Source organism: Tepidibacter mesophilus, assembly GCF_002724055.1.
Lineage (GTDB): Bacteria > Bacillota > Clostridia > Peptostreptococcales > Peptostreptococcaceae > Tepidibacter_A > Tepidibacter_A mesophilus.
Genome location: NZ_BDQY01000005.1, coordinates 22912 through 48157, shown reverse-complemented (window position 1 = coordinate 48157; position 25246 = coordinate 22912). Strand labels below are relative to the sequence as shown.

The following is a 25246-nucleotide window of genomic DNA, read 5'->3' as shown; positions in this document are numbered from 1 at the left end:
TAAAATGTGAAAGAGTTAAAAAAATATATACTTATAAGTTTAATTATAGCTTTTGTGTCTCAAATATATATAAATATATTTAATGATGCTTTTAGAGTATCTAGCGGAATAATATTCTTGTCTATTATTTTTATATTCTTTAAAAATGTAGATATACTAATAACTAGTATATTAACGGCAAATGTAGTATTTTTTTTGAGAGTTATTATATCTTATTTTGATGGAAATAGTTTTTATTATTCTATGGGAGTTAATTATCCTGTAGTATTTTTTTATTTGAGTTTTGGGATGATATTTAATTTGCTGAATATTAGATATCGAAAGAATATATATTTTTTATTTGCATCACTATGCATGAGCGAATTTGTTGGCAATATGGTCGAAACTGTATTTAGATATAATGTTGATTTTGATATACACAATATAAAGGTTTTGATTATTGTTTGTCTAGTTCGGAGTTCTATTACTATTATATTTATAAATATAATAAAAGAATATAATATTTTAATAGAAAAAGAAGAACATGATGAAAGATATAGAAAACTATTATTTTTAATATCTAGTCTGAAAACAGAAATATATTTTATGAATAAAAATATGGATAATATAGAAGGGGTTATGAGTAATTCGTTTAAATTGTATGAAAAGTTAGATTCAATGGATATAGATTATAATATAAAGTCTATATCTCTTTCAATAACTAAAGATATACATGAAATAAAAAAAGATTATATAAGGGTTATAAAAGGGATAGAAGAGGTTACTAATATAAAGGGAAAGCACAAAGAAATGAGTTTGGTTTATATATTTAATATACTTGAAGATAGTACGATTAAGTATATAGATTCGATAAATTCTAGTATAAAAGTCAATTTTAATACTGCGCGTGACATAAAGGTTAAGGACCATTATATTTTAATATCTATACTTAGAAACTTAATAAATAACTCTATAGAATCTATAAACAGTAAAAATGGTGTTGTCGATGTTAGCTATTTTTATAAGGATGAGAAATTTATTTTTAGAGTATCTGACAATGGAAATGGAATAAAGGATTCTGATAAAAGTTACATATTTAATCCTGGTTTCTCTACTAAGTTTAATATGGATACAGGGGATATAAATAGAGGTATAGGACTTACTATTGTGAAAGGTATGGTTGAAGGACATTTTAATGGATGTATAAGTGTTGAATCTGAATATGATAAAGGCACTACATTTGAGATAATAATAGATAAAGAAAAATTAGAAGGGTGATTGAATGAAATTTTATATAGTCGATGATGATATAAGTGTTGTAAAAGTTTTGGAGAATATAATAGAGTATAAAAATTTAGGGGAAGTGATAGGGCATTCTTTGAGTGGAGAAGAGTGTATAAAAGAAATACTAGTAAAACATCCAAATATAGTTATGGTTGATTTATTGATGCCGTGTAAAAATGGGATAGAGGTTGTAAAGGCAGTTAAGAGTATCAAACCGGATATTAAGTTTGTCATGGTATCTCAGGTATCATCTAAGGATATGATAGCTAAGGCTTATAATCAGGGAATAGAGTTTTTTATAAATAAACCTATAAATATAATAGAGGTTGAAAATATTATAAATAATATAAAAGAAAAAATTGAAATGCAAGCTACTTTAAATAGCATAAAAGGAATGTTTAAAAATTTAGATTCTAATGATAAGGTTGCAAGTAAAAAGTCGGAAATTGCAAAAATTAAGTATTCTCTTTCGAAATTAGGAATAATAGGAGAGATAGGAAGTAAAGATATAATAAATATATGTGAATATCTTATATTAAAAGGTGATAAACATTTGAATTATAAGGTTAGTGAGATATGTAAAAAGCTTAGCAATAATCCTAAAGCTATGGAGCAAAGGATAAGGAGAGCCATAAATAAAGCTTTAAATAATATAGCTAGCTTGGGAATTGAAGATTACATGAACGATGATTTTTCGACATATTCAAATTTGGTATTTAATTTTGAAGATGTAAGAGCTCAAATGGATTATATAAGAGGTAAAAATACGCTTTGTGGGAAAATAAGTGTTAAAAAATTTATAGAAGGATTATTGATACAAAATGAAATTGAATAATTACGATATTGCATTTTACTGAAAAATGAAATGTATTATTTTGAATATTTCAGTATTTTTTTGTATTCCTCTTGTATTATGTTATTATAATATAAAAATTAGGAGGGGAATATATGAAAAAAAAGCTTAGTTTAACAATGAAAATATTTATAGCTTTGGGGCTAGGACTAATAATGGGACTGATACTGAATTCTATGCCATCAGGATATGTAAAAGACATATTATTAATAGACGGAATATTCAAACTTTGTGGTAAGGTATTTATAAATGCAATAAAAATGCTTGTAGTGCCACTTGTGGCTGTATCTTTGATTTGTGGAGCATCTGCAATTGGGGACGTTAAGAAGTTGGGAAGAGTTGGGGTTAAAACTCTTGTTTTCTATATGCTTACTACTGCTCTTGCTATAAGTATAGCTTTATTAATCGGTAAGTTTATGAATCCTGGTATTGGACTTGATTTATCTAATATAGTAAAGCAAGAACCTACTATTGGAGAGTCTAAACCGCTTGTTGATGTTATTATAGCTATGGTACCTACAAATCCTATAGCTTCAATGGCAGAAGGAGATATGCTTCCTATAATAGTTTTCTCTTTGCTTATGGGAATAAGTATGGCTTTGGTTGGAGAAAAAGCAAAACCTGTAATTGGTATATTTGAATCTTTAAATGAAATAGTAATGAAGATGGTTATGGTTGTTATGGAGTTTGCACCTATTGGAGTATTTGCTCTTATAGCTAATACATTCGCTAATGTTGGATTATCTGCAATGGCAAACTTAGGAAAATACATGTTGGCAGTTATATTAGCATTAATTATACATGCAACATGTACTTATATGGGAATACTTACAGTCGTAGGTAAATTAAATCCTATAGTATTCTTTAAAAAGTTTTTACCAGTAGCTGGGGTGGCTTTCTCGACTTCCTCAAGTAATGCAACACTACCCGTTACTATAGAAGCTGTTGAGAATATGGGAGTATCTAAAAATGTTGCATCATTCACACTTCCTCTAGGTGCTACTATAAACATGGATGGAACTGCTATAATGCAAGGAGTTGCCTGTGTATTTATATCCCAGATATATGGAATTGATTTAAGTCTTCAAGCACTTTTAACTATAATAGCAACGGCTACACTTGCATCTGTTGGAACTGCCGGAGTACCTGGGGTTGGGATGATTACATTATCTATGGTTTTACAATCGGTAGGTCTTCCTGTTGAAGGTATAGCTCTTATAATTGGTATAGATAGAGTATTAGATATGTCTAGAACTGTTGTAAATATAACTGGAGACTCAGTATGTACAATAGTTGTAGCTAAAACTGAAGGTGAATTTAGTGAAGAAATGTATTATAACCAGAAAGTAGTAGAAGAAGTTTTAAATTAAAATTCGCTTTATGCTACCACATAGCTCATGTCGCCAACGAGTCCTACTGGATCCGTTGCTCAAAATAGATGAAAGGTTACCTATCTTAATGAGTTATATATAATAACAATCCTATAGTTTACTAAATAGATAAAAAATAAAGGGCTTAAGCCCTTTATTTTTTATCTATTTTCTGTTTTTATTATATTTTATTCTATCGTTTTCATTTAATACTTTCTTTCTAAGTCTTATAGCATCAGGAGTAATTTCTACAAGCTCATCATCAGCTATGAACTCTAATGCCTCTTCTAGAGTGAATGTTCTAGGAGGTGTTAATTTAAGAGCATCATCAGATCCAGAAGATCTTGTATTAGTTAGTTTCTTATTCTTACAAGGGTTAACTGTCATATCTTCTTTTCTAGAATTCATACCTATAATCATACCTTCGTAAACTTCTGTAGTAGCAGGTATAAACATTGTTGCTCTGTCGCTTAGGTTGAATAAAGAGTAAGCCATAGCAACACCTTTAACTTGAGATATTAAAACTCCGTTTAATCTTTGAGGTATTTCACCTTTGTACTCTTCGAATCTCGCAAATGAACGTACTATAGTACCTTCTCCTCTAGTATCGTTTATAAATTCACTTCTATAACCTATAAGACCTCTTGTAGGAACTATATATTCAAGTTTTGTATAATTGTTTTCAGATGACATACCTTCCATAAGCCCTTTTCTTAAATTAAGCTTAGAAATTACTGTTCCAGAATATTCGTCAGGAACATTTAAAATAACTCGTTCAACTGGCTCAAGTAAAACACCATCTTCTTTATGCATTAAAACTTCCGGTTTTGAAACTGCAAGTTCATATCCTTCTCTTCTCATGCTTTCTATAAGTATAGATAAATGAAGTTCTCCTCTACCAGATACCTTGTATCCATCAGTAGTATCTAAAGGATCTACTCTTAAACCTACATTTACTTCAAGTTCTTTTTCTAATCTGTCTTTTAAGTGTCTAGTAGTCAAGAACTTACCACTTTGCCCAACGAATGGAGAATCATTAACGTAGAAGTTCATAGAAAGTGTAGGCTCTTCTATAGTTATCATTTCCATAGGTAATATATTAGCTTCGTTACAAAGAGTTTCTCCTATAGATATATCAGGTATACCAGATATAACTACTATATCTCCACTTTTAGCTTCTTTCTTAGGAACTTGATTCAAACCTTCGTATGCAAACATTCTAGCTACTTTACCTTTGCCAACAGAACCATCTCTTTTCGTTATAGCAACTGTTTGACCTTCATTTAAAGTACCTTTATAAATTCTTCCTATACCAAGTCGGCCTATATAATCATCATAACCAAGAGCCGATACTTGCATTTGAAGAGGTTCACTATCGTAATCAGGATATACATCTATATGCTCAAGTATTGTTTCGAATAAAGGCGATAAATCAGTGCTATCATCATCTAATTCCCTCTTTGCAATACCCTCTTTAGCAATACCGTATATAATTGGAAACTCTAATTGCTCATCATTAGCATTTAAATCTACGAATAAATCGAATACCATATCTACAACTTCTTCCGCTCTTTGATCTTTCTTATCTATTTTATTTATAAATAGTATTGGTCTGATTCCAAGTTCTAAAGATTTTTGAAGAACGAATCTAGTTTGAGGCATAGGACCTTCGCTTGAATCTACAAGTAGTATAACTGTATCAACAGTTTTTATAACTCTTTCGACTTCAGATGAAAAATCCGAGTGACCAGGTGTATCAACTATATTTACTTTTACTCCTTTGTATTGGATAGAACAGTTTTTAGAGTATATAGTTATACCTCTTTCACGCTCTAAGTCATTACTATCCATTACACAATCAACAACTTCTTGATTCTCTCTAAAAACACCACTTTGACTTAAAAATGCATCTACTAGAGTAGATTTTCCTGCATCAACGTGGGCAATAACTGCTATATTTACAATATCTTGTTTTTTCGACATAATAAACTCCCTTTCTTTAAAAATCGCATTCTTATATTGTACACTTAAATTGATGAATAATCAAATAAAGTTTCTAAAATACTATTATTTACAAATTATTAACATATTTAACTAAGCTATAACATCTATTTAACATTGACATAACAAAGGAATAGTATTCTGAATATGTGGGAAAAATAAGTTCTGAAATCTGAAAGGAGAATGTTTTATGGGAATTATTAAAACTAAAATGAAAAAGCTTTTATCTCTTGGTGTAATAGGGGCTTTGTCAATCGGAATGTTAACAGGATGCGGAGGAGAAACTCAAGAAACTCAAACAGGACTAAGTGGAGCTATAGCAATAGATGGCTCGAGTACTGTATATCCTATAAGTGAGGCTGTTGCAGAAGAATTTCAGAAGATGAATCAGGGAGTTAAGGTTACTGTTAACTTTTCTGGAACAGGTGGAGGATTCGAAAAGTTCTTAGTTAAAGAAACAGATATAAATGATGCATCAAGACCTATAAAAGATAAAGAAATAAATAAAGCTAAAGAGGCTGGAATTGATTATTTAGAACTTAAAGTTGCGTATGATGGATTATCAGTTGTAGTAAATAAAGATAATGAATATGTAGAGTATTTAACTTTAGAAGAATTAAAGAAAATATGGGAACCTAACAGTACTGTAAAGACATGGAAAGATGTAAGAGATGAGTGGCCAGCTGAGCCTATAAAACTTTACGGACCTGGAAGTGATTCAGGGACATTTGAATACTTTACAGAAGAAGTAAATGGTGAGGCAGGAGCTATAAGAGTGGATTATACTGCAAGTGAAGATGATAACGTACTTGTAAATGGGATAGCAGGAGATAAAAATTCTATAGGATTCTTTGGGTATGCATATTATATAGAGAATAAGGATAAGTTGAAAGTAGTTCCTATAGATTCTGGAAATGGACCTATAGAACCTACTGCTGAAACTGTAGAAAATGGAACGTATTCTCCTTTATCAAGACCTTTATTCTTATATGTTAACAAAGAAGCTTTAGAAAGAGAAGAAGTTAAAAAGTTTATAACTTATTATTTAACAGAAGGTAAAGAATTAGTTCCTGAAATTGGATACGTAAAGTTACCTCAAGCAGATTATGATAAGCAACTTTCTCAAATAGAAAAATAATAGATTAAAAAACAAACATTCAAATGGGAAAGTTGAATATGAATGTTTGTTTTTTTTTTGAATTAATTTAGTATATTAGTTGGATTAAGGGGGAAAATCATGAAATTCAATATACAGAAAAAAATATTAAAAAATACAATCATGTTAAAAAAGTTTAAATTTAATAAAATGAAAAAAAATACTTGTAAAAGAATTAATTTTAAAAAAATAAAATTTGATACCCTGAGATTTAAAATAACAGTAAGCATACTTCCAGTATTATTACTTATAGTTGCAGGGTGTACAGCTGTTACGATATCAAGTCTAAAAGATATAAGTTCTTATTTAATAGAAGAAAAGCTTGAATCGAATCTACAAACAACTGAAGATCTTATGGGATTTATAATACAAGGCGATTGGCATATAGAAAATGGAAATTTACATAAAGGGGATATCCAAGTTGAAGGCAATTACACTTTAGTAGATATTTTGTCTGATAAGACTGGTAACATAGTATCTATTTTTAAAGGTGATACAATTGTATCTACTACTGTTCGTGTAAAGGGATCAAGAAATGTTGGAGTTAAAGCACCTAAAAAAGTAGTAGATAAAGTTTTAAAAAAAGAAGAAGTTTACATAGAAGAATCAATTATAGAAGGTAAAAATTATGAGATTTTATATAAGCCTTTAAGTGATAAAGATGGGAATGTAATAGGTATGCTCTACATGGGAGTTGATAAAACACCTATTGAAGAAAAAATAAACTCTGTTATTTATTATACTTTATTAATATCATCTGTTTTATTAGCTATATCAATAATGATTATAGGGTTCATTTCTAAAAGAATAACAAATCCAATAATTAGTATTAAATCTCAACTTAAAGAAATGGCAAATGGAAAAGGCGATTTAACTAGAAGACTTAATATACATACAAAAGATGAGATAGGTCAGTTGAGTAAAGAGTTTAATAATTTTTTAGATAATCTAAATGATTTGATTTCTGATATAAAGATGTCTGCACAAAAACTGTCTTCTTTTAATAATGAAATAGCAACATCTATTGATGTATCTAATGCATCTATGCAGCAAATATACGCTGTTTCAAGTGGAATAAGCTCTAAATCCGAAGAAAATATAGATTATATTAATCAAATAGAAAATTCTATAGAAAATATATCTCAAAATTCACAGTCTACAGCTGTTTCTATTGAAGATGTACATAAAATATATGAAGATTTAAAAATAGAAACTAAAAAAGGAGAAACTAATATAAAAGAAATAGTATATTCAGTGAATGATATAAAATTACTTACTAATAATTTGGTAGATGTATTAGAAAAATTAAATTTATCATCTGAAAAAATCGTTCAGATAGTACAAGTTATAAGTAATATTTCAAGACAAACAAATCTATTGGCATTAAATGCATCTATTGAAGCAGCTAGAGCAGGAGAAGAAGGAAGAGGGTTTGATGTAGTAGCTAAGGAAATTAGAAAACTTGCTGATGAAACTAATAACTCTGCTCAAAGTATTTCTGAAATAATAAAAGAATTTAAAAGTGAAATACAAAAAGTAGTAATTCAAACATCTAATGTAGATGGAAAGGTTAACGAAAGTGTAAGTAGAGCTGAAAAAGTAAAAAATAGCATATTAGAAATAATAAATTCAATAGTTGGAGTATCGTATAAAATTGAAGAAATATCTAGTGTAGCTAATGAACAAGCAGCTAGTACCGAAGAAATATCAAGTTCTACTACATCTATCATAGATGGTATAAGGTGGACTGGAGAAGAGATGATAAGTATAGGCAATAATATCGAAAATCAATCTAAAATATTTGAGGAATTATCTAGTTCTTCTTCTGAAATCATCAATATGTCTTCTCACCTTAATGATTTGGTTGAAAAGTTCAAAACAAATCAGTTTACATAAAGTTAACGAAATTAACAAATAGATAATGTGCAGTTAACATTAGCATAACAAATAAATAGTATTCTATATATGTTATGAATAATAATAAAAAGCTAAAAATCGAGTTTTTTATTTTAGTTATTTATTATTGGAATTGGGAGGTTTTAATATGAAAAAATTAAACGAAAAGATAATAAAACATATTTTATTTGGATTTGGAATGATATCTATATTTATAACTATTAGTATATTGTTTATTTTGTTTAAAGAAAGTGCATTGTTTTTTGCTGAGGTATCCCCTATGGAATTTTTTACAGGAAAGCAATGGACTCCTCTTTTAAAACCACAACATTTTGGAATACTACCATTAGTAAGTGGAACTTTTTTAATAGTGTTTTTTTCGTCTATAATTTCAATACCTATAGGATTATTAAGTGCCATATACTTGAGTGAATATTCAAATAAAAAACTGAGAAAAATAATAAAACCTATATTGGAAGTATTAGCAGGAATACCTTCTATAGTTTATGGTTTTTTTGCACTCAACATTATTACACCTATACTTAAAAATTTAATACCTCAAACAAATATTTATAATGCGCTTAGTGCAGCTATAGCGGTTGGTATAATGACGATACCAATGGTACTATCTTTAAGTGAAGATTCCATGCAAGCGGTACCTAAAGCTTTAAGAGAAGGTGCTTATGCTCTAGGGCTTACAAGGTTAGAAGTTGTATTTGGAGTAGTAATTCCTGCGTCTATATCAGGAATAATATCATCTTTTATATTAGCTATATCAAGAGCTGTAGGAGAAACTATGATAGTAGCACTTGCAGCAGGATCAACTCCTAAGCTTACTTTAAATCCTCTTGAGAGTATCCAAACTATGACGGGATTTATAGTTCAGGTAAGTCAAGGAGATATAGCAAAAGGTACAATAGAGGCTCAAACTTTATATGCGGTTGCTATGCTTTTGTTTGTTATGACATTAGTTATGAATATGTTATCTAGGTATGTTGCTAATAGGTTTAGGGAGGAATATTAATGAATACAGTTGATTTGAAAAATAAAGAAATTATAAATAGAGATTTTAATTATAATATTAACTTAAAAAAGAGAAAATTAATAAATAAAATTTTTCATGTTATATTATTATCATCTATATCGTTTAGCATAATAATATTAGTAGCTCTTTTCTCGGATGTTTTTAAAAAAGGAATTTCCTATGTAAATATTGATTTCTTTTTAAATTATACATCTAGAATAGCTAGTAAATCAGGAATAAGAGCGTCTATACTTGGATCTTTATGGGTGAATATACTAACTTTATTAATTGCATTTCCATTAGGACTTGGATCAGCAATATATTTAGAGGAATATGCACCTAAAAATAAATTGACAAATATAATACAAGTTAATATAAGTAATTTAGCAGGAGTTCCATCTATTGTATATGGAATATTAGGACTTTCGTTATTTGTTAGAACTTTTGGACTTGGAAGAAGTATTTTATCTGCATCTTTAACTATGGCATTACTAATACTTCCGATAATAATAGTTTCATCTCGAGAAGCTTTAAAAACGGTACCTAAGGAGCTGAAGGAAGCATCTTATGCACTGGGGGCTACTAAGTGGGGGACAATAACTGGGGCTATTATTCCTTATGCTATGCCAGGTATATTAACAGGTACAATACTAGCTGTATCAAGAGCTATAGGAGAAGCGGCACCACTTGTAGTTGTTGGGGGAGCTGCTGGAATTTGGTTTTCTCCAAAAGGAATATTTGATGAATTTACAACATTACCTCTTCAAATATATAACTGGGCATCAAAGCCTCAAGCAGAATTTCAAAATGTTGCATCTGCAGGAATATTAGTTTTACTTATAGTTTTAATATTAATAAATTTAGTAGCAATACTTTTGAGAAATAAGTACCAAGATAGGATAAAACAGTAGGAGGTAAATAAAATGGCAGTTAAAATAAAAGTAAATAATTTAGATTTTCACTATGGAGATTTTAAAGCTTTAAAAAATATAAACATAGATATAGAAGAAAAAAAAGTAACTGCTTTTATAGGTCCATCAGGATGCGGAAAGTCTACATTCTTGAGAACGTTAAATAGAATGAATGATTTAATAGAAGGAACAAAATTAAGTGGTGAGATTGTATTAGATGGAGATGATATATATTCAAATATTATTGAGGTAGAAGATTTAAGAAAAAGAGTTGGTATGGTATTTCAAAAACCCAATCCTTTTCCAAAATCTATATATGAAAATATAGTATATGGACTTAGAAAACAAGGTATTAGGGATAAAAAAAAGTTAGATGAAGTCGTTGAAAAAAGTCTTAGAGGTGCAGCTTTGTGGGATGAGGTGAAAGATAGACTAGATAAATCGGCATATAGTCTATCTGGAGGACAACAGCAAAGGCTATGTATAGCAAGAGCTATAGCTATGGAGCCTGAAGTTATTTTAATGGATGAACCTACATCTGCACTTGATCCGATAGCGACATCTAAGGTAGAAGATCTTATACAAGAATTAAAAAAGGACTACACTATAGTTATTGTTACTCACTCTATGCAGCAAGCTGCTAGAATATCTGACAACACAGCGTTTTTTTTAATGGGAGAAATTGTTGAATTTGGAGAAACTAATAAGATATTTACAAATCCCCAGTATAAGAGAACGGAAGATTATATAACGGGAAGATTTGGGTAGGAGGTATACTATGGTTAGAGAAAATTTCAAAACTGAGTTAAATGAATTAAAAGAAGATGTTATTTTTATGATGGATAGGGTAGAAAGTTTGATAGAAAAATCTGTTGATGCACTTGTCAATAAAGATTTAGAGCTTGCAAGAAGCATAATAAAACTAGATGATGAAATAGATAATTGTATGTATGAAATAGAGGAAAAGGCTATAAATCTTATAGCTCTTCAACAACCTATGGCAAGAGATCTTAGAATTATATTTTCTGTGTCTAAGATAATAACTGACCTTGAACGTATTGGAGATTTTTGCGTAAATATATCTAGAGAAACTATAAAAATAGGAAAAGAAGAACATATAAAACAACTTGTAGATATCCCTAAAATTAAAGAAATAATTATTAGTATGATGAAAAATGTAAAAATAAGTTTCAGATTAGAAGATGCCGAGATAGCTTTTGAAGTAGGACAAGAGGATGAACTTGTAGATGATTTGTATAAAGATATATATGTAGATATTTTAAATATGATACATAAAAGTACAGAGTATACAAATCAAGGTACAAAATTACTCTTTGTAGGAAGATATTTAGAGAGAATAGCAGACCATATAACTAATATATGTGAGAGGATAATATATATTTCAAAAGGAGAAAGAATAGAAATAAATTAAAAAAGGTGTTAATACATTTGGTTATGTATTAACACCTTTTTATTCTGTGTATAATTTTGAAAATTCTGAATATAGTCAAGTTTGCTAAAATATGCATTTTTTAGGTTGAAAATTATTTCACAAGTTGTATAATTAAAGACAAAGGGGTATTGAAAAAGGTATTAAAAATTAAAAAATTGATTTGGGGGTATATTATATGTCAGTTATGGAAAATATTCTAGAACAAGTTAAAAAAAGAAATCCTGGTGAAGTAGAATTCCACCAAGCAGTAGAAGAGGTTTTACATTCTTTAGAGCCTGTTATAGAAAAACACCCTGAGTTTGTAGAAGCTGGTCTTTTAGAAAGATTCGTAGAGCCAGAAAGACAAATTATGTTTAGAGTACCTTGGTTAGATGATAATGGAAAGACTCAAGTTAACAGAGGTTTTAGAGTACAATTTAACAGCGCTATAGGACCTTACAAAGGGGGATTAAGATTCCATCCGTCTGTGTATCTTGGAATTATAAAGTTCTTAGGATTTGAACAAATACTTAAAAATTCATTAACTGGACTTCCAATAGGTGGAGGAAAAGGTGGATCAGATTTCAATCCTAAGGGGAAATCCGACAATGAAATAATGAGATTTTGTCAAAGCTTTATGACTGAACTATACAGACATATAGGACACGATTTAGATGTTCCAGCTGGAGATATAGGAGTTGGAGGAAGAGAAATAGGATACTTATTTGGACAATATAAAAGAGTTAAGAATGCATATGAAGGTGGAGTACTTACTGGTAAAGGGCTTACATATGGTGGATCACTTGCAAGAACGCAAGCTACAGGATTTGGCCTTGTTTACTTTACACAAGAAATGCTAAAAGAGCATGGACATAGTTTTGATGGTAAAACTGTAGTAATCTCTGGATCTGGAAATGTTGCTATATATGCTTGTGAAAAGGCTCAATCGTTAGGAGCTAAAGTAATTGCTATGTGTGACTCTACAGGATACATATATGATAAAGATGGAATAAAACTTGATACAGTTAAGAGAATTAAAGAGGTTGAAAGAAAAAGAATTAGTGAGTATGTAAAGGATCATCCAGAAGCAGAATATCATGATGGTCAAAAAGGTATTTGGACTATTAAGTGTGATGTAGCTCTTCCTTGTGCAACTCAAAATGATATAGATGTTAAAGAAGCTCAGCAGTTAATTGACAATGGAGTAATAGCTATGGGAGAGGGAGCTAATATGCCTTGTACAAATGAAGCTGTTAACTTATTCTTAGATAAGAAAATATTAGTTGCTCCAGCTAAGGCTGCTAATGCTGGTGGAGTTGCAACTTCAGCTCTTGAAATGTCTCAAAATAGCATGAGACTTCATTGGACATTTGAAGAAGTTGATACTAAACTTCACGGTATAATGGTAAACATATTCAAAGCATCTAAAGAAGCTGCTAAAGAATATGGAATGGAAGGAAATTACGTAGCTGGAGCTAATATAGCTGGTTTCTTAAAAGTTGCCGATGCTATGATGGCTCAAGGAATAGTTTAATATACATAAAAAATACTGGAGAAATCTCCAGTATTTTTTTATTTGAACTATGCTGTGTGGGTTTTTGGTATCTCGGGTATATCCTTTTGCCTATCATAATAAGTATTTACTATATTTAAGGCTTTATTAAACACACTATCGAAGTCTTTAAACAGTATATCTTGATTTTTATTAGTTATAAATCCACACTTTTTTAACAATTTAAGTGGCTGATATTGAATATCTAATATTAAAAGTTTTATTCCGTTTTTATCGCATAAATCTTGAGTTGATTCTAAGGCATTATATGCGGTAGCATCCATTGCTAATACATTGCTCATCTTTAATATCAATACCTTAGGAAGATTATTGATATTTTTCATAGTTTTTATAAATTTATCTGTAGCTCCGAAGAAGAAGGCTCCGTTTATCTCATATATATAAATATCCTTAGGAATTTGAACTTTATATTCAAATTCACTGTCATCTACTTGTTCGTAAGTATAAGATACCGGTTTTATATCTGTAACATCTGCCATTCTCTTCATAAATAAGAAAGAAGAAAGTACAATTCCAACACATATAGCTATTACAAGATCAAAGAAAACAGTTAATATAAATACTGTTAAAAATACCAAAGAATCACTCTTTGGGAACTTATGTATTCTTTTAAAAGCATCCCATTCTCCCATGTTATAAGAAACAACTATTAGAATGGCTGAAAGTGATGCCATTGGAACTAACTTTATATAAGGCATTAAAATCATCATAAACAATATTAAAGTAATTGAGTGAACTATACCTGATATAGGTGTTCTGCCTCCATTTTTTATATTAGCTGCAGTTCTTGCTATAGCGCCTGTTGCCGGAATTCCACCGAATAATGCAGAACCTATATTAGCTATACCTTGAGCTACTAACTCCATGTTAGAGCGATGATTTGAACCTACCATACCATCTGCTACTACTGCTGATAATAAAGACTCTATACCTGCAAGAATAGCTATTGTTATGGCTGATGGAATAAGAGTTATTATCATATTCATATCTAAGTTTGGAATATGAATACTAGGAAGCGTAGAAGGTATATTACTAAACTTACTTCCAATTGTATCTATATTCAAATTAAAATATATTGTTGCGAATGTAGAAAGTATTATAGCAATAAGTGTAGGTGGAATTTTTTTATTTATTTTAGGCAGTATTACTATTAATAGTATAGATATTAAACCTATTAATAAGCTTTGAGTGTTAATGGAGTTTAGATTTTGGAAATATACTATCCATTTACCCATAAACTCTGATGGAACATCAATATTAAGTCCTAAAAAATCTTTTATTTGTGTTGAGAAAATAGTTATAGCGATACCGCTTGTAAATCCTGTTGTTATAGGATAAGGTATGTACTTTATCATATTACCACATTTAAGAATACCCATTAAAAGAAGAAAGAATCCTGCCATAAGAGTTGCAATAGTTAGCCCTTCTATTCCGTACTTTTGTATAATACCGTATACTATTACAACAAAAGCTCCTGTTGGCCCCCCTATTTGAACTTTACTTCCTCCTAGTAAGGAAATTAAAAATCCTGCTATAATTGCAGTATAAAGACCTTTCTCGGGTGATACACCAGATGCAATAGCTAGAGCTATTGAAAGTGGTAGAGCTATAATTGCTACTATTACTCCTGATATAAGGTCTTTTGTGAATTGTTCCTTGCTGTATGATTTAAGACAAGTAAATAGTTTTGGAATAAACATAAACACCATCCCTTTGACGTTGAAATATTGTTATATATTGTATACAACATATAATCATACACCTAAGATAAAGATATGTCTATGGTAATTATATATAAATAATAGATTTGGAATTCATTGAAAATTAAAACAAAAGATTTGAGGTCAATCAAAAATATATCTGTGAATATATTAATATATTCACAGATATATTTTTAATAACTTAACTTATTTATCTAAATTTTCTATAGCATTTTGAGAAAATTCAGTAGTTACTATCTTATTGTATGGAGCTCTTTTATCAAGTTCCCCAGCTAAATCTATTATATCCATTAAGTGATTTAAACTCTCCTCTTCCAAAATTGTAGTCTCTGACCATGTATCTTGTGATTTATATCTTTCAACAACTATAGTTAAAGCTTCTATATCAGTATCTGGAAACTCAGGTGATATAGAACGAGCTATTTCTTGTGAAGAGTGAGTTTTTACCCATTGTTGGCTTTTGTATATAGAATTTGTGAATTTTTGAATTATATCTGGGTTCTTTTCTATATAAGATTTTTTAGAACTATAACAAGTATATGGTAGATACCCAGATTCTTTACCTATAGATGCTACTATATATCCCTTACCTTCTTTTTCTAAAGACGAAGCTATTGGTTCGAATAATGTTACGTAATCTCCTGTTCCGCTTGCAAATGCTCCCGCCATTACAGAAAATTGTATATCTGTTCTTATGTTAACATCTTTTTGTAAGTCTAGGTCATTCTTTTTAAGAACATATTCAAGTGTCATTTCAGGAACCCCGCCTTTTCTTCCTCCTAATATGCTTTTTCCTTTTAATTTATCAAATGTAAAGTTGTTATCTTTTTCTCTACCGATTAAAAAACTTCCATCTCTTTGGGTTAATTGAGCGAAGTTTATTGCATAATCTTCTTTTTCCTGGTTGTAAACATAAATAGAAGCTTCTGGCCCCATAAGACCTATATCAGCTTCGTTTGAAAGAATAGCTGCCATAGTTTTATCGGCGCCTTTTGTATTTATTATCTCAACATCTAGACCTTCTTCTTTAAAAAAGCCTTCAGTAAGAGCTACATACTGAGGTGCATAGAATGTTGAATGAGTAACCTCTGCAAGTGTTATTTTAGTCAAATTATCATTTGAACAACCTGAAGTAACTAGCATTAATATCATTAGTGATGATAATATTAGTGCTAGGTTTTTGCGTATATTCATAAAATATCACCCCTTAACATAAGATTGGTTGTATTTTTAATATATTCACCATAAAAAAGAATGGTTACAAAATTCGTCTACTCGCTAACTGGGTGACTCATGTCGCCAACGATCCCTATGGGCTTCGTTGCTCAAAACCAGTTGCAGGTGTAGATTTTTTCCAAACGTATCCACAAAACCAAAATATTATAATTCTTAGTGGTAAAAAATTGTCTATTTGTTATAACGAAATGGGATGAATATACATATTATAATGTGAAGGGGTGAAGTATATGTATAATTATTATATGAATAACTATTATATGAATTATTGTTATAATCAGGCTAAAAAATCGTATCCTGAAATATATAATGAGGTATATCCATATGTATGCAGATATTGTGAAAAGTATGATTTAGAAGATAATCCTGATATGAATCCATTTCCAAGTAAGAAAAAAATAGAAAAAATTGTTGACAATATATATGAAGAATATACTAAAAGTTGTTTATGTAGAGATGAAGATTGCGACGAAGAAGATCTCATGAGGATTAGAAGAAGAAGATATGGAAGAGATATAATAAGTATATTATTACTTAGAGAACTTTTGGATAGAAGAAGAGTACCTCAAAGGAGAAGAAGAAGAAGGAGAAGAAGAATATTTGATTATTACGGTTATTATTAAAAAAACTTGGCGATTAATCGCCAAGTTTTTTTTTATATGAAGAATATTGAGGTATAATGTAATTAGGGGGGGATTATTATGAAGGTTGGCATGAGGAATATAAAAACCGCAATAGCTGTATCGTTATCTGTTGCTGTTTCTCGTTTTTTTAATATGGAATATCCTTTCTATGCAGCAATAGCAGCTATTATATCTATGCAAACAACTGTAGGAGAATCCTTTAAAGTTGGAAGAAATAGAATACTTGGAACTATACTGGGAGCTGTAGTTGGTGTTGTGTTTTATGTTATAAATCCAAGTAGTGTAATTATTATGGGGATAGGGATAATGATAGTTATATATATATGTAATCTATTTAGATGGAATAAATCAATAAGTATAGCTGGGATTGTATTTTGTGTAATAATGAGTAATTTAGATGGAAGAAATCCTGTTTTTTATGCAATAAATAGAACAATTGATACGTTTATAGGAATTATAATAGCTGTTTTAGTTAATTATTTAATAACACCTATGGATAATTATAATAAAATAGAGGACAATCTTATTCAAATTGGAAATGATTTAAATAAATTATTAGAGAATAAAGTAGTTAAAAATTTAAATATAGATTTAAAAAAAGTTGAGGATGCTATATTTAAGTTTGAAAAAGATATAGATAATATATATATTAATTATAAGAATCAAGATAAGATAAAAAGATTTAAATGTATATTAAGAAATTACGAGAGTGCCTGTTTGAATTTAAAAATTATGGATAATATGAATCGAAATTATACATTAAACAATATGAATTATATAGAATTAATAAATAGATATGGAAAATTTGATAGAATAAAGCATCTAAAACATAAGGAAAATGAAATTGTATATAATTATCATTTGAGAAAAACAATAAGTAATATTGATGGATATGGGAAGGATATTATATATTTTAACGATGATATCAAAATACATAATTAAGGAGTGATTATTATGAAAAAATTAATATTTACAGTAGTTTTGGGATTGAGCCTTATGTTTTTTGCTGGATGTGCCAAAGAGGCTAACTTAGAGATTACATACAAAAATGGTGTTTATAAAGCTAGTGGAGATAAATGGGAATATGGAAGCGAAGAGGCTGTTGTTACTATTGAAAACCATAAGATAAAAAATATAAACTTAAAAAGATTAGACCAAAATGGAGATGAAGTAGATTATAATATGTGGACTGGGCAGAATGTAGATGGAAAGGTATTTCCTAATCTAAAAAAATATAGAATTAGTATGAAAGATGAAATGATTGAAAAGCAAACATATGAGGTTGACTCTATATCTGGAGCTACGGTTACTACTGAAAATTGGAAAATAGCAGTTGAAAGAGCTTTAGAAAAAGCTAAAAATTAATGCGATATAAGGTTTCTTATATCACATTAATTTCATTAAATCCAAGTCTAGGCAAATAGCCATCTTGACCTGTTGTAAAAAATCTAACCCTGTCATATAAGAGTGTTTCTCCGAATATATTCTTTTCATTTGTAGGACTTGGAATTGACCAATTTAAAGACATTACTTGGCTTCCAGCTGGAACTGTGAATGAATTTGAATTTAAATCTGGACTATCGTATATTCTATTTTCTACTGTTGTAACATGCATTCGTTTTGAATGATCTCTTACAAGACTTATTCTAAGCAATGTCCATCTAGCTGCATTTGATATTAATTCATTTTCGTAATCTATAAATTTTGTGAGTTCGCCTATTACTTTGTTGTTGTTAGAACCTATTCTGCCTAGGCTTACGATAGAATAGTATTTAACGATATCGCAAGGATTATTTATTAGTCTCATTAGATAAGGTATAGATTGTCTTCCTAAAGCTTCCCATGTAAAAGAGCCATTATAATATATATTATAAACTTGGTCTGGTGATAATTCATCACACTTAGAATTTCCTGTATCTTCCCATAATTTACTTAATTCATCTGGGTTTTGAAGATAGTCGCCTATAAGTATTTCATAACCTGTAGGAATCATATTAGGGTTTAATCTATTCATATAGATTAGATTGTTAACTGTAGTCTTGAATTCCTTTGATAAACACAAAAAAGTATCTCTGAATTGAACTATATAATAAGGTGGTTGACCTTGTGATTTTGGGAGAGATATGTTTGGTTCGGGAATTATAAGTGGAGTGTTAACTGTTATATAGTTAGGGTCGCAAATTACATTAGCTTTAATTATAGCTTCGCTAGGTACATTAAATCTATTTGATATTCTTTGAAGTGTATCAAATCTTCTTACATAATAAAGCATGTTTTTATCCCCTTTCTTAATTAATCTAATTTATATTATTCAACTTAAAAAGTTGTGGTTCCACAAATAACATAAATTTCAATATTTTTTTGATTTTATACAGGCGTAATTTTGATAAGTTTGAATAAATATTTATTTAAATGATATAATAATGATATTGACAAAACTTGAAAAAAATATATAATATATTAAAATGATGTAAGTTAAATATAGATAAAGGCTGTGAAAAAGAGGAGTACAAAAGTTTCACTATTAGAGAAGAAAATCCGTGGCTGAAAGGTTTTCTAGGAATGAGCTTTTGGAAGGTAGCTTTGGAGCTTCTGAGTTGAAGTAATAGTAGACTTGGTCGGCAAATTGTCGTTAAAGATAAAGAGAGTCAGATTTATTCTGAAAATAAGGTGGTACCGCGAGTTTTTCGTCCTTTTAGGGATGAAGGGCTCTTTTTTTATTATTAAGGAAATTATATAAATTTAAATATAGGAGGATTTAATATGGAAATCAAAAATTTACCTAAAAATTATGACCCTAAAGAATTTGAAGAAAGACTTTATAGTGGATGGTTAGAAAGAGGATATTTCAAAGGAGAAGTTGATGAGTCTAAAAAGTCTTATTCTATAATGCTTCCTCCGCCTAATATAACAGGGCAACTGCATATGGGACATGCACTAGACCATACTCTTCAAGACATACTTGTTAGATGGAAAAGAATGGATGGACATGCTACTTTATGGCAACCTGGGACTGATCATGCAAGTATTGCAACAGAGGTTAAGGTTGTTGAGAAGATTAAAAATGATGAAGGTAAGAGCAAGTATGAGATTGGAAGAGAAGAGTTCTTAAAAAGAGCTTGGGAATGGAGAAACATATACGGAAGAAAAATAGTGGAGCAAATGCAAAAACTTGGAGATTCTTGCGATTGGGAAAAAGAAAGATTCACTATGGATGAGGGATGTAATAAAGCTGTTACAGAATTTTTCGTAAGGTTATATAACGATGGACATATATACAGAGGAAATAGAATAATAAACTGGTGCCCTGATTGTAAAACATCTTTATCAGATGCAGAGGTTGAGCATGAGGAGCATGGAGGACATTTCTACCATGTTAAATATCAGGTTAAGGAGTCTGATGAGTTCTTAGAAATAGCAACTACAAGACCAGAGACTATACTAGGAGATACTGCTGTTGCTGTTAATCCAGATGATGAAAGATATAAGAATTTAATAGGAAAAAATCTTATATTACCTTTAGTAGGAAGAGAAATTCCTATAATTGCAGATGATTATGTTGAAATGGATTTTGGAACAGGAGCTGTTAAAATAACTCCGGCACATGATCCTAATGATTTTGAAATTGGGGAAAGACATAATCTTGAAAAAATGGTAGTTATGAATGAAGATGGAACCATGAACTCTAAAGCTGGTAAATACGAAGGTATGGACAGATATGAGTGTAGAAAACGTCTTGTTGAAGATTTAGATAAAGAAGGATATTTAGTTCATATAAAAGATCATACTCATAATGTAGGACACTGTTATAGATGTAATACAATAATTGAGCCTATGGTATCGAAGCAATGGTTTGTTAAGATGGATGAACTTGCAGGACCTGCTATAGATGCTGTTAAAGATGGAAAAATAAAGCTTGTTCCAGAAAGATTCAATAAGATTTATTATCACTGGTTAGAGAATATAAGAGATTGGTGTATATCAAGGCAATTATGGTGGGGACATAGAATACCAGCTTATTATTGTCAAGATTGTGAGGAAACTATTGTTTCAAAAGAAATGCCAAGTAAGTGTCCTAAGTGTAATTCTACTAACTTAAAGCAAGATGAAGATGTACTAGATACTTGGTTCTCATCAGCTCTATGGCCTTTCTCAACACTTGGATGGCCTGAGAAGACTAAAGAATTGGATTTCTTCTACAAGACTGATGTTTTAGTTACAGGATACGATATTATATTCTTCTGGGTTATAAGAATGGTATTCTCAGGACTTTACTGTATGGATGAAATTCCATTTAAGCATGTTTTAATACATGGACTTGTTAGAGATTCTGAAGGAAGAAAGATGAGTAAGTCTTTAGGAAATGGAATAGATCCTCTTGAAATAATAGAGCAGTATGGAGCTGATGCATTAAGATTTACATTAGCTACTGGAAATACTCCAGGAAATGATATGAGATTTTATATTGAAAGAGTAGAATCTGCTAGAAACTTTGCTAATAAGCTTTGGAATGCATCTAGATTTGTGTTCATGAATTTAAGTGAAGATTTAGTTGAAGGTTTAAATAGAGAATCAGTTAAAAGTAATTTAACTCTTGCAGATAAGTGGGTTATATCAAGAGTTAACGATTTAGCTAAAGATGTAACTGATAATATGGAGAAATTTGAGCTTGGAATGGCTAGTCAAAAAGTTTATGATTTCACATGGTCAGAGTACTGTGACTGGTATATAGAAATGGTTAAGCCTAGACTTTATGGAGAAGATTTAGATGCTAAAAAATCTGCTTTATATACTTTAACTTATGTACTTGAGAATGTATTAAAGCTCCTTCATCCGTATATGCCATTTATAACTGAAGAGATATATCAATATCTACCAACTGTAGATGGAAGTATAGTTTTAGCTTCTTGGCCTAAATATAAAGAAGAAGATAGTATGAAGGAAGAAGAAGAGAAGATGAGTTTAATAATGGAAGGAATAAGAAATATAAGAAATATAAGAGCTGAAATGAATGTTATACCTTCTAAAAAGGCTAAGGTTATAATAGTTGCATCTGAGGACAAAATATCCACTATTGAAGAAGGTAAAGATTATTTCGAAACATTAGCATCTGCATCGGAAGTTGAAATATTGAAGGATAAGGTTGGGATTCCTGAAGATGCTATGTCAACTGTTATAGAAGGAGCTCAAATCTATATACCTCTTGATGAGTTAGTTGATTTTGAAAAAGAAATAGAAAGACTTCAAAAGGAAAAATCAAAGATTGAAGGCGAATTAAAAAGAGTATCTGGAAAATTATCTAACCAAGGATTTTTAGCTAAAGCACCAGAATCTTTAATAGAAGAAGAGAAAGCTAAAAAAGATAAGTATGAAGAAATGATGAAAACTGTAGTTGAAAGATTAGAAAAATTACAGTCTAAATTAAAATAGAGTTTGTTATAAATATCCAAGTTCATTTTGAACTTGGATATTTATATTTATAAGGAAATTGTGTTAAAAATTACACAAATCAGTGATGATAAATGGTATACTAGAATAAAAAAGTTGGGAATGGGGGATTTAGATGAATTATAACGAAGCACTAGAATACATACATGGTACTTATAAGTTTGGAAGGGTATTAGGCCTTGATAATATAACTAAGCTTTTAAGCTTGCTTGATAATCCTCAGGATGATTTGAATATAATCCATGTTGCCGGAACTAATGGAAAAGGATCTACTTGTTCATTTATAAATTCGATGCTTATTAGTGGGGGCTATAAGGTTGGATTATATACTTCGCCTTATTTAGAAACTTTTACTGAGAGAATAAGAATCAATTCTGAAAATATAGAAGAAGATGAACTTGCAAGGGTCACTGAGATAGTAAAAACTAAGGTGGATGATATGGTTAAAAGTGGGTTTAATCATCCTACTGAATTTGAGATAGTAACTGCTGTGGCTTTTTATTATTATAAAGAAAAAAATGTAGATTTTGTTGTATTAGAAGTTGGGCTGGGTGGCAGGTTTGATGCGACAAACGTTATAAAAAAACCGCTTATAAATGTTATAACGCCTATTAGTATAGATCATACTGATTATCTAGGTGATACTTTGGAAAAGATTGCTTATGAAAAAGGTGGAATAATAAAAGATAATTGTGAAGTTGTTATGTATCCTCAAAATAAAGAGTCTGAAGCTGTTATAGAGGAAATTGTTAAGAATAAAAACTGTACTCTTACTAGAGCAGATATAGAATGTGCAGAGATAACTCAAATGGATGTTTTGGGACAAGTCTTTAATTGCAAGGTTAAAGATAAAGAATATAAAAATCTAAAAATACAGTTGATAGGAAAGCATCAAGTTAATAATGCCATAGTTGCTCTTAATGTAATTAGTATATTGAAGGATAAATATGGTTTTAAAATAAGTGATGAAAATGTATTTAATGGTCTTAAAAATACTAAATGGGCTGGTAGGATTGAGGTTCTGACAAAAGATCCTTTGTTCATAATTGATGGAGCGCATAATGAAGATGGAGCTAATTCTTTATGTAATACAATAGATAATTATATGGGTGATAAGGATATAACTTTGGTATTAGGTATGCTTAAAGATAAGGATGTAAAGTCTGTTTGTGAAATATTAATACCTAGATGTAAAAATATAATTACAACAAAGCCCAATAATCCTAGAAGTATGAAATCAGATGAATTAAAAGAAATAATAAATGATTTGAATAAAGAGTGTACGAGTTGTGATGATATAAAAAAGGCTGTGGAATTAGCTGTTAAAAAAACTGGTAAGAATTCAGTTATAATATGTGCTGGATCATTATATATGATAGGAGATATTAGGAAAATAGTGAAAAAAGGTGATTTTTAATCACCTTTTTTATTTATTAAAATATACTAAGCTTTTTGTTTTTTCTTATAAAGTTCTAAAGCTTTAGTAAATTGATCTGGACATGAAGTTGATTTTACTCCACAGCCTATACCTTTTAGTTTTTCGATTACATCATCTACTGTGGAACCTTCTACAAGACTTTTTATTCCGATTAAATTTCCTGGACATCCTCCCACGAATTCTACGGATTTAATAACGTCTTCTTCGATTTCGAATCTTATCTCTTTAGCACAAACGCCAGAAGTTTTAAAAACATACATATTAAAGTCCTCCTTATAGTCTAATAACTATACCCTACTATAGTATAGGATATAAAAAAAGTCAATGAAAATGTATCACAATACCGTAAATAATAATATATTATTATAGTATAAGTAGTTTGGTAAAATGTGAATGAAAGGAGGGATAAAATTGAAAATCTATGTTTCTAATTTTGGGTCAAATAATATATCTATTATAAATGAACAGTTAGAAATTGAAGATAAGATATGTTTAGATGATAATATGCACGTTCATCATTTTTGTATTGATGAAAAATATGAAAAAATATATATTCCTACTGGACTCAATGGGATACTGTATGTCGTGAATATAAAGGATAAATCTATCATAGATTCTATTTCAATAGGAGGAAATTTAAGTCAGGTTGCATTGTATTCGGATGAAGAGTTGTATATAGCGAATGAAGATTCTAATAGTATATATATAATAGATGTAAAAAATAATAATCCTGTAGGTCTTATTTGCGTAGATAGTATGCCTCATGGGATAATCATTGACGAAGAGCAAAGAAAACTATATGTTCCCTGTTTGAATTCGTTATTAGTAATAGATATTGTTAGTAAAAGTATTGTGAAAAATATAAAATTAAATTTTGCGCCATGGCATTTAAAAATAAATAAAGAAGAAAACATTATATATATAGTAGATAAAAGCGGAAATATAATATTATTAGATAGGTTTAAATTTGAAATAGTGAACGTATTGAAAGGTTTTAAATTTCCTGTAGAGATAAGCATTAGTTATTTAAAAAAAGAAATATATGTAACGGATTTTTGTAATAAAAGTATAGAGGTGCTAAACTATAAAACTAATGAACATATAAAAAGCGTTAGTATAGAAGGCAGACCTTTAGGTGTAGATATATCAAAGGACGAAAGTAGATTATTTGTATCAGATGTAAAAAACAACCTAATAAAAGTATTTGAAACTAGCTCGTTAGAATTAATAAAGAGTATAAAGGTAGATAAAGAGCCTACTACTGTAATATGTAGATAGGC

Annotated in this window: 21 protein-coding genes and 1 other annotated feature; of the genes, 16 read left to right on the top strand and 5 right to left on the bottom strand. The window is 29.7% G+C overall.

Going from position 1 to position 25246, the window contains the following annotated elements; all coding sequences use genetic code 11:
• The first annotated feature begins 6 nt into the window (after positions 1-6).
• The 3 genes from Tmeso_RS05160 (at position 7) to Tmeso_RS05150 (ending at position 3486) form a co-directional block, all read left to right on the top strand.
• Entirely contained in the window at positions 7-1257 is a 1251-nt protein-coding gene (locus Tmeso_RS05160; RefSeq protein ID WP_099188911.1) for a sensor histidine kinase, read from the top strand.
• 4 nt (positions 1258-1261) lie between these two features.
• On the top strand, positions 1262-2098 hold the full coding sequence (locus Tmeso_RS05155) for a response regulator (protein WP_099188909.1): 837 nt from the start codon (positions 1262-1264) through the stop codon (positions 2096-2098).
• A 113-nt stretch (positions 2099-2211) separates the two neighbouring features.
• Positions 2212-3486 carry a dicarboxylate/amino acid:cation symporter gene (locus Tmeso_RS05150; RefSeq protein ID WP_099188907.1) on the top strand — a complete coding sequence of 425 codons (1275 nt, stop codon included), beginning with the start codon at positions 2212-2214 and terminating at the stop codon, positions 3484-3486.
• 165 nt (positions 3487-3651) lie between these two features.
• Here Tmeso_RS05150 and typA read toward each other — a convergent pair whose 3' ends face one another.
• Positions 3652-5469, bottom strand: a complete 1818-nt coding sequence (typA, locus tag Tmeso_RS05145) for a translational GTPase TypA (RefSeq protein ID WP_099188905.1) — start codon at positions 5467-5469, stop codon at positions 3652-3654.
• 208 nt (positions 5470-5677) lie between these two features.
• Between typA and Tmeso_RS05140 the strand changes: the two genes are divergently transcribed.
• From Tmeso_RS05140 to gdhA, 7 genes are all read left to right on the top strand, one after another.
• Positions 5678-6625: a PstS family phosphate ABC transporter substrate-binding protein gene (locus Tmeso_RS05140; protein ID WP_207653826.1), complete on the top strand. Its 948-nt coding sequence runs from the start codon at positions 5678-5680 to the stop codon at positions 6623-6625.
• A 99-nt stretch (positions 6626-6724) separates the two neighbouring features.
• On the top strand, positions 6725-8539 hold the full coding sequence (locus tag Tmeso_RS05135) for a methyl-accepting chemotaxis protein (RefSeq protein WP_099188903.1): 1815 nt from the start codon (positions 6725-6727) through the stop codon (positions 8537-8539).
• Between the two features lie 148 nt (positions 8540-8687).
• Positions 8688-9563: a phosphate ABC transporter permease subunit PstC gene (gene pstC / locus Tmeso_RS05130; protein WP_099188902.1), complete on the top strand. Its 876-nt coding sequence runs from the start codon at positions 8688-8690 to the stop codon at positions 9561-9563.
• A complete protein-coding gene (gene pstA, locus Tmeso_RS05125) occupies positions 9563-10474 on the top strand; it encodes a phosphate ABC transporter permease PstA (protein WP_099188901.1) in 912 nt (303 codons plus the stop codon). The genes pstC and pstA overlap by 1 nt, the downstream gene beginning before the upstream one ends.
• A gap of 12 nt (positions 10475-10486) precedes the next feature.
• Entirely contained in the window at positions 10487-11242 is a 756-nt protein-coding gene (gene pstB / locus Tmeso_RS05120) for a phosphate ABC transporter ATP-binding protein PstB (RefSeq protein ID WP_099188900.1), read from the top strand.
• 10 nt (positions 11243-11252) lie between these two features.
• The gene (gene phoU / locus Tmeso_RS05115) at positions 11253-11906 is read left to right on the top strand and encodes a phosphate signaling complex protein PhoU (protein ID WP_099188899.1); all 654 of its coding nucleotides are present in this window, start codon (positions 11253-11255) and stop codon (positions 11904-11906) included.
• 196 nt (positions 11907-12102) lie between these two features.
• The gene (gene gdhA / locus Tmeso_RS05110; protein WP_099188898.1) at positions 12103-13440 is read left to right on the top strand and encodes an NADP-specific glutamate dehydrogenase; all 1338 of its coding nucleotides are present in this window, start codon (positions 12103-12105) and stop codon (positions 13438-13440) included.
• 47 nt (positions 13441-13487) lie between these two features.
• On the opposite strand, the gene Tmeso_RS05105 is transcribed toward gdhA, so the two are convergent.
• Positions 13488-15179, bottom strand: a complete 1692-nt coding sequence (locus Tmeso_RS05105; protein WP_099188897.1) for a SulP family inorganic anion transporter — start codon at positions 15177-15179, stop codon at positions 13488-13490.
• A 207-nt stretch (positions 15180-15386) separates the two neighbouring features.
• Complete coding sequence (locus Tmeso_RS05100; RefSeq protein WP_099188896.1) at positions 15387-16394, bottom strand: ABC transporter substrate-binding protein; 1008 nt, start codon at positions 16392-16394, stop codon at positions 15387-15389.
• 272 nt (positions 16395-16666) lie between these two features.
• On the opposite strand from Tmeso_RS05100, the gene Tmeso_RS05095 reads away from it, so the two are divergent.
• The 3 genes from Tmeso_RS05095 (at position 16667) to Tmeso_RS05085 (ending at position 18445) form a co-directional block, all read left to right on the top strand.
• Complete coding sequence (locus Tmeso_RS05095; RefSeq protein ID WP_099188895.1) at positions 16667-17059, top strand: hypothetical protein; 393 nt, start codon at positions 16667-16669, stop codon at positions 17057-17059.
• A 78-nt stretch (positions 17060-17137) separates the two neighbouring features.
• Entirely contained in the window at positions 17138-18022 is an 885-nt protein-coding gene (locus Tmeso_RS05090; protein WP_099188894.1) for an aromatic acid exporter family protein, read from the top strand.
• Positions 18023-18034: 12 nt separating this feature from the next.
• The gene (locus tag Tmeso_RS05085; protein WP_099188893.1) at positions 18035-18445 is read left to right on the top strand and encodes an FMN-binding protein; all 411 of its coding nucleotides are present in this window, start codon (positions 18035-18037) and stop codon (positions 18443-18445) included.
• 16 nt (positions 18446-18461) lie between these two features.
• Here the strand turns inward: Tmeso_RS05085 and Tmeso_RS05080 are convergent, their stop codons facing one another.
• Positions 18462-19352, bottom strand: a complete 891-nt coding sequence (locus Tmeso_RS05080; RefSeq protein ID WP_099188892.1) for a LysM peptidoglycan-binding domain-containing protein — start codon at positions 19350-19352, stop codon at positions 18462-18464.
• A 213-nt stretch (positions 19353-19565) separates the two neighbouring features.
• Positions 19566-19778 (top strand) — a binding site (T-box leader).
• Between the two features lie 65 nt (positions 19779-19843).
• Between Tmeso_RS05080 and Tmeso_RS05075 the strand changes: the two genes are divergently transcribed.
• Together Tmeso_RS05075 and Tmeso_RS05070 are read left to right on the top strand one after the other, a co-directional pair.
• Positions 19844-22510, top strand: coding sequence for a valine--tRNA ligase (locus tag Tmeso_RS05075; protein WP_099188891.1), 2667 nt, complete (start codon positions 19844-19846; stop codon positions 22508-22510).
• 133 nt (positions 22511-22643) lie between these two features.
• A complete protein-coding gene (locus tag Tmeso_RS05070) occupies positions 22644-23945 on the top strand; it encodes a bifunctional folylpolyglutamate synthase/dihydrofolate synthase (protein ID WP_099188890.1) in 1302 nt (433 codons plus the stop codon).
• A 26-nt stretch (positions 23946-23971) separates the two neighbouring features.
• On the opposite strand, the gene Tmeso_RS05065 is transcribed toward Tmeso_RS05070, so the two are convergent.
• Positions 23972-24226 (bottom strand): TIGR03905 family TSCPD domain-containing protein, encoded by a 255-nt coding sequence (locus tag Tmeso_RS05065; RefSeq protein WP_099188889.1) that lies wholly within the window; start codon positions 24224-24226, stop codon positions 23972-23974.
• 151 nt (positions 24227-24377) lie between these two features.
• On the opposite strand from Tmeso_RS05065, the gene Tmeso_RS05060 reads away from it, so the two are divergent.
• Positions 24378-25244, top strand: a complete 867-nt coding sequence (locus Tmeso_RS05060) for a YncE family protein (RefSeq protein ID WP_099188888.1) — start codon at positions 24378-24380, stop codon at positions 25242-25244.
• Positions 25245-25246: the final 2 nt, after the last annotated feature.